General features: G+C 74.5%; 13 protein-coding genes. 9 read left to right on the top strand and 4 right to left on the bottom strand.

What is annotated here, in order from left to right:
- The first annotated feature begins 76 nt into the window (after positions 1 to 76).
- The 4 genes from MQV74_RS39115 (at position 77) to MQV74_RS39100 (ending at position 4,182) form a co-directional block, all read left to right on the top strand.
- Positions 77 to 562, top strand: coding sequence for a GNAT family N-acetyltransferase (locus tag MQV74_RS39115; protein WP_242729378.1), 486 nt, complete (start codon positions 77 to 79; stop codon positions 560 to 562).
- 110 nt (positions 563 to 672) lie between these two features.
- The gene (locus tag MQV74_RS39110; RefSeq protein ID WP_242728250.1) at positions 673 to 1,797 is read left to right on the top strand and encodes a carboxylate-amine ligase; all 1,125 of its coding nucleotides are present in this window, start codon (positions 673 to 675) and stop codon (positions 1,795 to 1,797) included.
- A gap of 175 nt (positions 1,798 to 1,972) precedes the next feature.
- Positions 1,973 to 3,187 (top strand): D-alanyl-D-alanine carboxypeptidase family protein, encoded by a 1,215-nt coding sequence (locus MQV74_RS39105; RefSeq protein ID WP_242728249.1) that lies wholly within the window; start codon positions 1,973 to 1,975, stop codon positions 3,185 to 3,187.
- On the top strand, positions 3,184 to 4,182 hold the full coding sequence (locus MQV74_RS39100) for a Gfo/Idh/MocA family protein (RefSeq protein ID WP_242728248.1): 999 nt from the start codon (positions 3,184 to 3,186) through the stop codon (positions 4,180 to 4,182). The genes MQV74_RS39105 and MQV74_RS39100 overlap by 4 nt, the downstream gene beginning before the upstream one ends.
- Before the next feature lie 30 nt (positions 4,183 to 4,212).
- Here MQV74_RS39100 and MQV74_RS39095 read toward each other — a convergent pair whose 3' ends face one another.
- The gene (locus MQV74_RS39095) at positions 4,213 to 4,944 is read right to left on the bottom strand and encodes a siderophore-interacting protein (protein ID WP_242728247.1); all 732 of its coding nucleotides are present in this window, start codon (positions 4,942 to 4,944) and stop codon (positions 4,213 to 4,215) included.
- A gap of 124 nt (positions 4,945 to 5,068) precedes the next feature.
- Complete coding sequence (locus MQV74_RS39090; RefSeq protein ID WP_242728246.1) at positions 5,069 to 5,482, bottom strand: SsgA family sporulation/cell division regulator; 414 nt, start codon at positions 5,480 to 5,482, stop codon at positions 5,069 to 5,071.
- Between the two features lie 180 nt (positions 5,483 to 5,662).
- Between MQV74_RS39090 and MQV74_RS39085 the strand changes: the two genes are divergently transcribed.
- Entirely contained in the window at positions 5,663 to 7,354 is a 1,692-nt protein-coding gene (locus MQV74_RS39085; protein ID WP_242728245.1) for a sigma factor, read from the top strand.
- A 106-nt stretch (positions 7,355 to 7,460) separates the two neighbouring features.
- Here MQV74_RS39085 and MQV74_RS39080 read toward each other — a convergent pair whose 3' ends face one another.
- Positions 7,461 to 7,694: a hypothetical protein gene (locus MQV74_RS39080; RefSeq protein ID WP_242728244.1), complete on the bottom strand. Its 234-nt coding sequence runs from the start codon at positions 7,692 to 7,694 to the stop codon at positions 7,461 to 7,463.
- A gap of 146 nt (positions 7,695 to 7,840) precedes the next feature.
- On the opposite strand from MQV74_RS39080, the gene MQV74_RS39075 reads away from it, so the two are divergent.
- Both MQV74_RS39075 and MQV74_RS39070 read left to right on the top strand, forming a co-directional pair.
- Positions 7,841 to 9,205: a carboxyl transferase domain-containing protein gene (locus tag MQV74_RS39075; RefSeq protein WP_242728243.1), complete on the top strand. Its 1,365-nt coding sequence runs from the start codon at positions 7,841 to 7,843 to the stop codon at positions 9,203 to 9,205.
- A 135-nt stretch (positions 9,206 to 9,340) separates the two neighbouring features.
- Entirely contained in the window at positions 9,341 to 10,879 is a 1,539-nt protein-coding gene (locus tag MQV74_RS39070) for an ATP-dependent DNA ligase (RefSeq protein WP_242728242.1), read from the top strand.
- A gap of 34 nt (positions 10,880 to 10,913) precedes the next feature.
- Here MQV74_RS39070 and MQV74_RS39065 read toward each other — a convergent pair whose 3' ends face one another.
- Positions 10,914 to 11,531: a DUF2867 domain-containing protein gene (locus tag MQV74_RS39065; RefSeq protein WP_242728241.1), complete on the bottom strand. Its 618-nt coding sequence runs from the start codon at positions 11,529 to 11,531 to the stop codon at positions 10,914 to 10,916.
- 143 nt (positions 11,532 to 11,674) lie between these two features.
- Between MQV74_RS39065 and MQV74_RS39060 the strand changes: the two genes are divergently transcribed.
- Positions 11,675 to 12,283, top strand: a complete 609-nt coding sequence (locus MQV74_RS39060; RefSeq protein WP_242728240.1) for a TetR/AcrR family transcriptional regulator — start codon at positions 11,675 to 11,677, stop codon at positions 12,281 to 12,283.
- Between the two features lie 282 nt (positions 12,284 to 12,565).
- Entirely contained in the window at positions 12,566 to 13,147 is a 582-nt protein-coding gene (locus MQV74_RS39055; RefSeq protein WP_242728239.1) for a snapalysin family zinc-dependent metalloprotease, read from the top strand.
- Positions 13,148 to 13,169 lie beyond the last annotated feature (22 nt).

Genomic DNA, 13,169 nt, shown 5'->3' with positions numbered 1-13,169 from the left:
CGTGTCTTTCTCCTCTTCTCCGCTCTCCTCTGATTCCTCTCCGGCTTCTCCCTCTCCCGCCTTCGCGTCCTTCTCGCTGACGGGGGCGGACCTGGCCACTGACCGGCTCGTGCTGCGCGCCTGGTCGTCCGCCGAGCTCACTGCCGTCGTGGCCGGCACACGCCTTGCGGACTGGGCGGAGGACTTCCCCGCCGAGGGCGACGGCGTCATCGCGGGGTTCCTCACCGACCACCCCGAGGGCCTGCACGCGTACGGCCACCGGTTGATCGTCGAGCGCGGCAGCGGTCTCGCCGTCGGCTCGATCGGCCTGTTCTGGCCGCCCGCCGAAGGCGTCCTGGAGGTCGGTTACGGCGTGGTGCCGTCCCGCCGGGGCCGGGGCTACGCGCCGGAAGCCACCCGCGCCGTCGTCGAGTTCGCCCTGAGCTCCCCCGACGTCCACGCCGTGTACGCGACCGTGGAGCTGTCCAACGCGGCGTCGGTCCGCGTCCTGGAGAAGGCCGGGCTGCGCCGCTGCGACGGGGACGCGACCACCGCCCGCTTCCGGGCCACGGCCGACGGCTGACAGGGAGCGAGGGCCCCGGGGACGTGCCGACCGGGGCCCTCACTCCGTACGGCGTAATTGGCGATATTCCGTCAGATCCAGGCTTTCCTCCGGGTGTCACCATGGCCCCTATGGGAAACCCCGGGGACACGGCAGGGTCGGCGGCGATCGTCACGGTGGGGGTCGAGGAGGAATACCTGCTGGTCGATCCGGTCACCCGGGAGCTGAGCCCCAGCGCCGACAAGGTCGTGGCCGACGCCGTCGGGGAGCTCAAGGACCGGGTCACCACGGAGATCACGCGCTATCAGGTCGAGGGGCGCACCGACCCGCACACCGAGCTGGCCGAGCTGGCCGACCAGATCCGGGCCACGCGCGGCGGCATCGCACGGGCCGCGGCCCGGCAGGGGCTGCGGCTCATCTCCAGCGGCACCCCGGTCCTCGGGCACCCCGTGCCACCGGCGTTCACCAGCACGCCGCGCTATGTGAAGAGCCTCGCGCGGTTCCGTGCCCTGGACTACGAGCAGAGCACCTGCGCCTGCCACATCCACGTGGGCATTCCGGATCTGCACACCGCGCTGCGCGTGAGCAACCACCTGCGTCCGTGGCTCCCCGCGCTCGTGGCGCTCGCGGCCAACTCCCCGTACTGGTACGGGGAGGACACCGGGTACGCCAGCTGGCGCACCTTGGTCTGGGGGCGCTGGCCGGTGTCGGGGCCGCCGCCGTACTTCGAGTCCCAGAGCCACTTCGAGGACCTCGTGGACGACCTGGTGGCCACCGACACGCTCCTGGACCGAGGCGGCCTGTACTGGGACATCCGGCCCTCGCACCACGTGCCCACGGTGGAGGTCAGGGTCGCGGACGCGGTGTCCACCGTGAGCGACGTGGTCCTGCTGGCCGGTGTCGTCAGGGCGCTGGCCTGCGACGCGCTGCGGGCCATCGAGGCCGGGGTGCCCCCGCTCCGCCCGCCGCCGGAGCTGCTGCGGGCCGCCTGCTGGCGGGCCGCGCGCGACGGGCTCGGCGGGGCGGGCATCGACCTGTCCACCAGGCGCCTGGCCCCCGCGGCCACCCAGGCCGTCAGCCTGTTGAGCCGGGCACGGCCCGCCCTCGAACGCCACGGTGACGTCCCGCTGGTGCGGGCCGCCTGGTCCCGGCTCCAGGCCGACGGCAGCGGCGCCGACCGCCAGCGCGCCGCGTACCGGCGGCGCGGAAGCCCCGTGGACGTCATCGACCACCTCATCGCCAGCGTCGAGGCCTGACCTCTACCCCGGCCCCCGGAAGCTCCGCCGGCCGCGCCGCCGTCGACTTCCGGCCGCGCCGCCACCGGGCGCACGGGCCGTGCACACCGCCCGACTGGCGGAGTACGGCCGCCCGATGCCCCCGGCCGGGCCAAGCCGATCTGCGCCGTCCGGAGCCCGCTCCTACGGTGGCTGAATGACCATCAGATTTCTGTCGGCCGCCCTGCGCCGCTCGCTCCTTCGCACGTCGGCCCTCACCACCGGGGCGTTGGTCTGCCTCACCGGCACCGCCGCGTGCGCCGAGCCCACGCCGCCCGTGCGGCAGCCCGCGTACACCTCGTCGCTCCTGGACCGGCCCGGCACACAGGTGCGGCCGGGATCGGCGGCGCCGCCGCTGCCCGCCGGGGTCTCGGCCCTGTCCTGGGTGGTGGCCGACGCGCGCACCGGCGAGGTGCTCGCCGCCCGGGACGCGCACCGCCGCCTGCCGCCCGCCTCCACCCTCAAGTCGCTGTTCGCCCTCGCGGCCCTGCCCCGGCTGCACCCGGACACGCGGCACACGGTCACCGAGGCCGAACTCGCCCGCGTCGGCGGCGGCAGCAGCCTGGTGGGCGTCTCGGCGGGCCGCAGCTACCGCGTGGCCGACCTGTGGCGCGGGGTGTTCCTCAGCTCCGGCAACGACGCCGTGCACGTGCTCGCTGCGATGAACGGCGGCATGGACCGCACGATCCGGCAGATGCGCGCCAAGGCCCGGGCGCTCGGCGCCCGCGACACACAGGTGGTCTCGCCGGACGGCTACGACGCCACGGGCCAGGTCTCCTCGGCGTACGACCTGGCGGTGTTCGGCAGGGCGGGCCTCGCGGACCCGCAGTTCGCCCGCTACTGCTCGACGGCGGTCGCCTCCTTCCCCGCGGGCGGCTGGTCGTACCCCATCCAGAACACCAACCGGCTGCTCACCGGCGCGGACGGCGTCGCCCGCTACCCCGGTCTGATCGGCGTCAAGAACGGCTACACCACCCGGGCCGGGAACACCCTCATCGCCGCCGCCCACCGGGGCGCGCGCACGCTCGTGGTGAGCGTGATGAACCCTCAGAACGGCGGCTACGCCGTGTACGAGGAGGCCAGGCGGCTGCTCGACTGGGGTTTCGCGGCGGCGGGCCGGGTGCGGCCGGTCGGCTCGCTGCTGCCCGCGAAGCCCCGTACGGCGCCGGACCGGGCCCGGCACGCCGCCGCGGCGGCGCCCGCGTTCGCGCCGGAGCCGGACGCGGAGTCCGACGACGGCTCCGCCTGGCCCGCTCTCGTCCTGGTCGGGGCGGGTGCGGCGGTGCTCGTCGCCGGGTGCGTGGTGATCGTGCGGCGGCGTGCGGCTACGGTGGCCCGACGGGCGGGTACGGGAGGGGAGTTCGTGGAGTGAGCGAGCCGCTGGGGGTGGCCGTCCTGGGCGCGGGCCACATGGGCGCCGACCACGTGCGACGTCTCGCGCGGACGGCCGGGGCACGCGTGGTGGCGGTCGCGGACCCGGACACGGGGCGGGCCGAGCAGGCCGCGGCCGGGATCGCGGGCGTGCGCGTGCACGCCGACGCCCTCGACGCCCTCCACCGGCCGGACGTGCGGGCCGTGGTGGTGGCCTCCCCGGACGCCGCGCATGAACAGGCGCTGCTCGCCGCCGTCGCGCGGGGCCTGCCGGTGCTGTGCGAGAAGCCCCTCGCGCCGGACCCGCGTGCGGCGCTGCGGATCGTCGAGGCGGAGGCACGGGCCGGGCGCGCCCTGATCCAGGTGGGGTTCATGCGCCGCTACGACGCCGCGTACCGGCGGCTCAAGGCGCTGCTGGACGCCGGTGACCTGGGCAGGCCGCTGATGCTGCACTGCCGCCACCGCAACGTGTCCTCTCCCCCGCACTTCACCTCCGCGATGCTCATCGGCAGTTCGGTGTCCCACGAGATCGACGCGGCGCGCTGGCTGCTCGGCCAGGAGATCACGGCGGTGACCGTGGTCCGGCCCCGGCCGTCGTCGGGGGCGCCCGCCGGGCTGCTCGACCCCCAGTTGGTGCTCTTCGAGACGGACGGCGGCGCCCTGGTCGACGTGGAGGTCTTCGTCAACTGCGGCTTCGGCTACGAGGTGACGTGCGAGGCGGTGTGCGAGCACGGCACCGCCCGCGTCGGCGACGAGCACGCGATGGTCGTACGGTCCCGGGGCGGCGCGCGCCAGGACATCGCGCAGGACTATCTGGTGCGTTTCGCCGACGCCTACGACCGCGAGGTCAGCGCCTGGGTGCGGGCGGCGGTCGAAGGGCGGCTGACGGGCCCCGGCGCCTGGGACGGATACGCGGCGGCAGCCGTCGCCGACGCGGGCGTACGGGCGCTGGACTCCGGGCGGCGGGTCGCCGTGGAGCTGGCCGAGCGGCCCTGAGCGCCCGCGCGGCGCCAGGCTTCCCGGCCGTCAGCCGCGCCCCGGCCGCCAGTAACCGAGCGCGTGGACGCGGTTCTTGGGCAGCGCCAGTTCCTTGCGTACGTACGCCGCGAGCGTGCGGGTGGTCGTCGTGTCGCAGGTGATCCACACATAGGCGTCGGTGGTGCTCTCGACGGCCGCGGCGAGACCCGCCTCGGCCTGCCGCACCAGCGCGGCGCCTGAGGTCTGCCGGTCGATCCAGTGCACGTCGTGGAGTGCCGGGTCGACGCCCAGGGGCAGTTCGCGGTCCGAGGCGTGCTGCGTCTCGAACCAGATCGTCGCGGGGATGCCCGGCATCGCTTCGATGAGGGAGTTCACCGCCGGCAGCGACGCCGCGTCGCCGATGACGAGCAGCCGCGACGGCTCGGGCTGCGGCAGGTCGAAGCCGGTGCCCTGCACGGTCGCCTCGATGGTGTCGCCGGGCCCGGCCTTGCGCGCCCACTCGCTCGCGCAGCCGTCGTGCAGCGCGAACTCCAGGCTGAACGTGCCCGCCTCGGGATCGGGGTCGACGAGGGTGTAGGCGCGCTGATGGGGTTTGCCCGCGTTGTCGAACCACAGCCGCACCCACATCGTCGGGTGCACCCCGGTCTGCGCGAGCATGCCGCCGTCGCTGACGTGCAGGCGACGGTAGTGCTCCGTCACGTCCTCGGCACCGGTCACCGTGAACCGGAAGTCCTTGCCTCGGAACAGCTTGAGGACGACGCCTTCCCAGCCGTGACCCACCCCGGTCTCCTCCCCTGAGATCCTGATACGCCCGTTTCACGTGGAACAACGCGTGATCGAGTTAGGCAAGCCTAACCTACACCTAGGAGTGGGTCCGTCAGCAGCCAGAGAGGGATTAGCCGGTTCAGACTCCGCCGAGGAGCTTCGTCAGACCGCGGTCCAGGTCGAGACCCACCTCCTCGCCGTCCGTACCCACCACGGCGTACGTACGCATGAGGAAGCGCCGCAGCGCACCCCGGTCGAACTGCACGAGCGCGAGGCCGTGCGGGGCGTGGAACTCCAGGACGGTACGCGCGCGCCCGCACGGCCAGACGTGCACGTCCCCCGTGCCCGCCGGGGCGCTCAGGCCGTCCTCGAGCAGGCGGCGGGCGAAGACCCAGGTGACCTCGGCGCCATCCAGGGACACCTCGGACGGAAAGGTCACCTGCACCGCCAGGGGATCGCTCGCCGCATAGCGCAACGTCACGGAGATCGGACGCTCTCGGCCCTCGGGGGTGACCAGACGAGCGCGGGCGGACTGTTCGAGCGTGACGGCCATGGTCGAGCTCCACTTCTGCCGGTTCCTTACCCCTACGACCCGGTAGCGGGTGCCCTCATTACGGAAGTGCATGAAGCGTTCACTGTGACCTGCGTCACCTATCCCTGATATGTCCGATATTTCTCACCTAGTCTTTCGACCTCACCCACCACCCCCGCAGTGGGACAGGAGTGTCCTGTCATGTCCGACGTCCCTGCCGACGTCCCCCCTGAGGTCCCCGCCGGCGATCCGCCCGAGCTCGCCGCCGCCATGTCCGGGGCGGCGACCGCCGCGTACGCGCGCGTCTACGAAGCCGAGCATCCGCGTCTCGTCGCGTACGCGCGCTCCCTGACCGGCAACGCCTGGGTCGCCGACGACCTGGTCGCCGAGGCGCACTTCCGCGTCTGGCGGCGCCTGGCCGCCGGGCACGAGATCGAGAACGTGGCGGCGTACCTCATGACGACCGTGCGGCACCTCGCGGTGTCGGTGGGTCGGGCCGCCGCGAAGGAGACGCCGCACGACCCGCAGGCCCCGTGGGCGCCCGAGGTCGTCGACGTCACCACCGTCGCCGACGGCGAGGGCGACCCGGCGGCGCGGGTGTCCTCCGTGGACCTGCTGACGCGGGTCCTGGGCCAGCTGCCCGAGCGCTGGGTGAAGGCGCTGTGGCTCGCCGAGGCGGAGGGCCAGCCGCTCGACGCGATCGGCCGCAGCATCGGCGCGGGCCGCGGCGCCACGGCGGTGCTGCTGCACCGGGCCCGCGAGGGCATGCGCCAGGCCTTCCTGCGCGCCCACCCCGGTACGCCCGAGAAACCGGCCTGCGAGACCCACTGGGACCGCATGCCCGCGCACATACGCGGCGAGGCCTCGCCCCGGCAGTCCGAGACGCTGATCGCCCACCTCGGCGGCTGCCCCGACTGCCGGGGCCGCCTCGCCCTGCTGACCCGCGCCAACCACCGGCTGCCCGCCCTGGTGGGACCCGCGCTGCTTCTGTTCGTCCTCGGCGGCGCGGGCAAGTTCCTGGTGCCGCTCGCGGCCGGAGCGGGCGCCGGGGCCGGTGCCGCGGCCGCCGCGTCGTCCGGCGGGAGCGCGCCCGGTTCCGGCGGGCTGCTGCACGGCCTGCGCCACGCCCTCACGGCGGGCGGCAAGCTGCCCGTGGCCGTCGTCGGGGCCGTCGGCACGACGGTGGCGGGAGCCGCCGTCGCAGCGGGCCTCGTCCTGAGCGGCCCGGGTCACTCGGCGGCCCCCGTCCGCGCAGTGACGGCGGAGAGCGGCGCGGCGTCCCGTCCCGCGGACGCCCCGGGCGGCGAGCCGGAGAAGGCGTCCGACGGGGCGCCGGACGTCACCGTGCCCGAGCCCCGGCCGGGTACTGCGGCGAAGCCGAACGCGCCCGGGGGCGCGGCACCGGGGCGGCCCGAGGCCCCGGTGCCTCCGCAGGCGCGGCCCGAGCGGCCCGCCGAGCAGCCTGCCGACCGACCTGCCGAGCAGCCCCAGGTCCCGGCTCCGGCCCCGGCCGCGCGCCCCGCGCAGACGCAGCCTGTACCGCCTGTGACGCGACCGGAGCCCCCGCGCCCGCCGGTGACTCCGACACCAACGCCAACGCCTCCGCTGACGCCTCAGCCGACTCCGACTCCGACTCCGACTCCGACTCCGACTCCGACAGAGCCTCCCTCGCCGTCGCCTACGCCAACACCCACGCCGACGCCGACGCCGACCCCCACGCAACCGCCGGAACCCACACCCACCCCGACGCCCACCGTGCCTCCGGAGCCCACACCGACTCCGACGCCGACGCCGGTCGAGCCCACCCTTCCCCCCGAGCCGACACCGCCGCCCACCACCGGCCCGGTCTGCGAGCACTGGGCGGGCCCCCTCTACATCTGCCACCGCCCCTAGAAGGCGCCCGGCGCGGCAGACGCACGGACGGGCGGACCCACACCGGCGGAAGCCGGTCGCGGTCCGCCCGTCCTCAGGTCGGGCGCCAGGCGTCAGACGCGCGGCGTCACCAGTTGTAGACGATGTCCCCGTTGCTGTTGACCATCTTGAACGTCCCGTCCCCCTGGTCGATCACGCACCCGTAGCCCCCGTCCCCCGTCGCTCCGCAGAAGGTGGAGGCGCTGGCCGAGCCCGCCGCGGCGATGCCGCCGCCCACGAGGACGCCAACAGCGGCGACGGCGACGGCGAACCTCCCGGCCCGCCTGCGGCCCGGCTTGGTGGCGGTGTTGTTCTGCTGCATGGACTAACTCCCTCGTCCCATTGTGTGGATGGACACAGGGGGTTCGTCACGGCCACCCGGCCGGATTGGTGCGGCCCAGATGTCGGCGGCGTACCGACCGGCCGGTGCTCGACGGAACGGGACGGAGCAGGGTAGGAGTACGAGGCGTGTCCTCACCTCATACGCATCGGACCGCCGACCGCTTCTCCGCACGCGAGGCCATCGCCTCCGTCACCGCCGACTTCACCGAACTCCCGGAGCCGCCGAGCGCGGTGCGGCCCGACGGACCGCTCTCCTGGTCCGGGTACGACGACGCGCGCGCCGCGGCGTACGAGCGCACCGGCGAGAGGGAGTCCGTGGTGTGCGGCACGGCCGTCGTCGAGGGCGTGCGTGCTGTCCTGGTCTCCTTCGAGTTCCGCTATCTGGGCGGTTCGCTCGGCGAGCGGACGGGCGACCGCTTGGAGGCGGCGTACGCGGCGGCTCGTGCGCACCGGCTGCCGCTCGTCACGCTCGTCGCGACCGGTGGCAGCCGGATGCAGGAGGGCATGCGGGCCCTGTCCCAACTCCAGCGCGTGGCGGCCCAGTCGGCGCTCAACCGCGCGGCCGGGCTGCCGCAGATCGCCGTGGTGCGCGACCCGACGACAGGGGGCGGCTGGGCGACCCTGGGCGCGGGCGCCGACGTCGTGCTCGCGCTGCCGGGCGCGCAGGTGGGTTTCGCGGGCTCCCGGGTCCGGCCGCCGGACGCGGACCCGGCGGCGTACACCGCCGAGGCCCAGCTGGCGGCGGGCGCCGTCGACGCGGTCGTGCCGCGGGAGCAGCTGCGCTCCCGCCTGGGGCGCTGGCTGCGGCTGCTCACCTCGCCCGCGCGGGGGCCCGTCGCGCCGCCGCGCGCCCTCGGGCACCCGCAGCCGTCCGGCACGGGCTGGGAGGCCGTGCTCCGGGCCCGCGCTCCGGAGCGGCCGCGCGCGGCGGCCTACCTCGACGCGTACTTCTCCGCGCGGGAGGAGATCAGCGGGGACCGGTGCGGCGGTACGGACGCGGGCCTGCTGTGCGGGTTCGGGCTGCGGGACGGCCGGACGGTCGCGTACGCGGCCCAGTGCGGCACGGCGACGCGTCCCGCCGGGTACCGTACGGCGGCCCGGCTCATCCGCCTCGCCGACCGCCTCGGCGTGCCGGTGCTCACCCTGATCGACACGCCCGGGGCCGCGAACGACGCCGAGGCGGAGCGGGCGGGAGCGGGCGCCGCGATCGCAGACGTCTTCGCGGCGGTGGCCGCCGCGCGCACCCCCGTCACCAGCCTGGTCATCGGCGAGGGCGGCTCCGGCGGCGCGCTCGCCCTGGCCGCTCCCGGCCGCACCTGGGCGGCCCCGGACAGCTATTTCTCCGTGATCGCGCCCGAGGCGGCGGCCGCCATCCTCAAGCGTCCGCGCGCGGACGTGCCCGGCCTCGCGGACGAACTGCGGCTCCGCCCGCAGGACTTGGTCGACCTGGACGTGGTGCGCGGCATCGTCGAGCAGCGCGAGGAGGACTGAGCGGAGCACTGGGCGGAGCGCCGGGCCGAGCGCTCGGTCGAGCGCCGGGCGCGTACCGCTACGGGCCGCCCGGCCGGGGCGCGACGCCGTGCGTCCCGCCGTGCGGGATCAGGCCCCGCGTTGCAGGATGGCCGCATGCTGTTCGCCAGGGTCGCGGAGGTGTCCAAGGAGGTGGCGGCGACGGCGGCGCGGTCGCGGAAGGTCGCCCTGTTGTCCGACCTGTTCCGGGCCGCCGAGCCCGCCGACGTGCCGTTGGTCATCCCCTATCTGGCGGGACGGCTCCCCCAGGGGCGGATCGGGGTGGGCTGGAACGTGCTGAAGGATCCCGTCGCCCCGGCGGCCGAGCCGACGCTCGCGGTGGCGGACGTGGACGCGGCGCTCACCGCGCTGGCCGCCGTCGCGGGCGCCGGAGCGCAGGCGGAACGGCGACGCCTCGTCCAGGAGTTGCTGGGCGCGGCCACGGCGGACGAGCAGAAGCTGTTGTTCGGCCTGCTCACCGGCGAAGTACGCCAGGGAGCGCTCGACGCGGTCGCCGTGGAGGGGCTCGCGCGGGCCACCGGAGCCCCGGCGGCCGAGGTGCGGCGGGCCGTGATGCTGGCGGGCGACCTCACCCCCGTGGCCCGGGCGGTGCTCGAAGGAGGGGCGGACGCCCTCGCGGACTTCCGGCTCACCGTCGGCCGCCCCGTCCAGCCGATGCTCGCGCACAGCGCGCCGTCCGTCGGCGAGGGGATCGACAAGCTCGGGCCGTGCGCGGTCGAGGAGAAGCTGGACGGCATCCGCGTCCAGGTGCACCGCGACGCCGACGGCGTACGCGTCTACACGCGCACCCTGGACGACATCACGGACCGGCTGCCCGAGCTGACGGCCCTCGCGGGCGCGTTGCCGGGTGCGCGGTTCGTCCTCGACGGCGAGGTCATCGCGCTCGACGCGGCCGGGCGGCCCCGGTCGTTCCAGGAGATCGCCGGACGCGTCGGCTCCCGTCTCGACGTGGCCGCCGCGGCGGCGGAACTGCCGCTGTCCCCGGTCTTCTTCGACGCGCTGTCCCTCGATGGTGAGGACTTCCTCGAACTCCCGCTGCGGGAGCGGCACGAGGTGCTCGCCCGGCTCGTGCCCGCACCGATGCGGGTGCGCCGCCTCGTCGTCGAGGACCCGGCCGACGAGGCGGCACGCCGCGCCGCCGACGACTTCTTCGCCGCCACCCTCGCGCGCGGCCACGAGGGCGTCGTCCTCAAGGGCCTGGGCGCCCCCTACAGCGCGGGCCGCCGCGGCGCCTCGTGGCTGAAGGTCAAGCCCGTGCACACCCTCGACCTGGTGGTCCTGGCGGCCGAGTGGGGACACGGGCGGCGCACCGGCAAGCTCTCCAACCTCCATCTGGGCGCCCGCCGCCCCGACGGCACGTTCGCCATGCTCGGCAAGACCTTCAAGGGCATGACGGACGCGATGCTCGCCTGGCAGACCGAGCGCCTGCGGGAACTGGCCGTCAGCGACGACGGTTTCGTCGTGACCGTCCGCCCCGAACTGGTCGTGGAGATCGCCTACGACGGCCTGCAGAAGTCCTCGCGCTATCCGGCCGGGGTCACGCTGCGGTTCGCCCGGGTCGTGCGGTACCGCGAGGACAAGCGGCCGGCGGACGCGGACACCGTGGCCACGGTCCTGGAGCAGCGCCAGGCCTGAAGCTCCCTCCTGCCGGGGGCGGCCGCGACGCGCGTCAGCCCGGGCCGGCGGCCTCGCCGTGGCGGTGGGGGCGGCCGTGGTCGAGCCAGGCGCGCTCCCATTGGCGGGTCAGCACCGGATAGACGATGAGGTAGCGGAACGGGAGGATGAAGCCCATGTAGATCCGCCCGAACCGTCCGTTGGGTTTGACCAGGGCCGCCATGCGCAGTTCGTAGCCGCCCCCGTCGGTCCGCACCCAGCCCACGTGCATGATGGCGTGGACGGTCTTGTTGCCCAGTTCACGGGCCGCCTCGTTGTCGAGTTGGTACACCTCGGAGAACGGGTCGGTGCAGGGGACGGCGTCGCTCGCGGTCCGGGCCAGGTCGGCCGGGAGGCGGTCGCGCAGCGAGGCGACCCGGCCGCCCACGCCCGCCCGCTCGGAGTCCCAGCCGAGCAGACCGCCGAGCTTCCAGCGCACCGCGAACAGGAACCGGACCGCTGCGGGTTCCTCCCGGATGTCGTACGCCGTCTTCAGCGCCTTGACCATCACGGGGAAGTCGTCGGGACCGGCGTCGGGGGTGCGGAAGGACCACACGTCCTCGATCCGGAAGTCCTGAGTGAACTCGTGTATCCGCCACGGCTGTGCGGTGTGGGCGGCCTTCGGGATGCGCATCGGTCGTTCCTTCCGAGCCGGTGTGCCCTGTCGGTGGCACGGGGACGCGGCAATGGCGCCGCCGGTCATCCCGCACCGGGGAAATGGATCCGCTAGTTCCGGAACCATTGGTATCGCTACTACTGGTTCCGTATGATGCGCTCATGTCCGCTCGAAAGCAAGCTCGCAACCCGGGGGGCCGCCCCCGGGACAGCCGCGTCGACGACGCCATCGCCCCCGCCGTCCTCGAACTGCTGGGCGAGGTGGGGTACATGCGGCTCACGATGGCGGAGGTGGCCGCGCGCGCCGGGGTGGGCAAGGCGGCGATCTACCGACGCCACACCAGCAAACAAGAGATGATCTTCGACGTTCTGCTGCCGGACCAGTTCCTGGCCGTGGCGCCCGACCTCGGTTCGCTCCGCGCCGACCTGGCCGCCGTGCTCGACGAGGTCGCGGACGCCATGACCGCTCCGCCGCGGGGGACGGTTCCCGGCCTGCTCGCCGACCTCCACGCCGATCCCGCCCTGCGCGAGCGGTTCGACGAGAAGTACCTGGGAGCCCAGCGCCGGACCCTCACGGAGATCCTGGACCGCGCGGCCGCGCGCGGCGAACTCGCCGCCCGCCCCGACCCGGCCGCCCTCAACGCCCTCCTGGTCGGCCCCGTCTTCGCCTGGCTGTTCCTGCTGTCCGAGTCCCCCGACCGGCTCCCCGACCTGACCGCCACCCTGCTCGACGCGGTCCTCGCCCTCACCACGGGGGCCCCGCACGCGTGACGTGAAACGGCGCTTCCCCAGCGCTGACGGGGAGTTGAGGGACGGTCCTGCGGAATTTCACATGCCTGTGACTGCTGTTGCGAGCGCGCCCAGCGCTGTACCGTCTCGGTCGAAGTCCGGTGGCGTGGAAGGGAGCGGCGCATGTCCGGCCCCCCGATCGGATGCACCCCAGACGGCGTCCGTCGCTGACCCACCCCTTGCCATCAACACCGCGTACAGCCTGTCCACACCCCCCACAGTTCCGGCTCCCGAGGGGCCGGCCTCACGAATGAAGGGACAGCAATGCGGCATTACATACGGCTGGGAATAGCCGGCACCGCGGCGGCGGTCGTCCTCACGGCGTTGCCGACGGCGCACGCCCTGGCCACACCGGAGCCCGCCCGCACGAGCAAGGCGTCCGCCGTGGTGACGCTCCGCTACGACGACACCCGGGCCGCGGGCTGGGAGGCCGCGATCACGGCCGGTGTCGCCTCCTGGAACTCCAACGTCGACAACGTCAAGCTGGTCAAGGCCGCGCCCGGCACCCGCGCCGAGATCCAGCTCGTGGCCACCAGCGGCTGGCCGCAGGCCACCCTCGGCCCGGTACGCCCCGGCGGCCGTGGCGTCGTCCAACTCGGCCAGGAAGCCGTCACCCAGGGCTACGACAAGACCCGCATCGCCGCCCATGAGATCGGCCACAACCTGGGCCTTCCCGACACCAAGCCCGGCCCGTGCTCGCAGCTGATGTCGGGCTCCACCGGCGGGGTCTCCTGCAAGAACGCGGTTCCCAACGCCGCCGAACAGGCACGGGTCGAAGCCGCGTACCGCAGCGGCGCGGCAGCGCACACGCCCACCGACGGCCGCGTACTGGTCGACGCGCGGTAGCTCGCGGCACGGTCCCGGCGCG

It is taken from the genome of Streptomyces sp. AN091965 (assembly GCF_022698285.1).
Taxonomy (GTDB): Bacteria; Actinomycetota; Actinomycetes; order Streptomycetales; family Streptomycetaceae; genus Streptomyces.
Note: the sequence above shows the minus strand (reverse complement) of the source record. Positions and strands in the feature narration are given on the sequence as shown.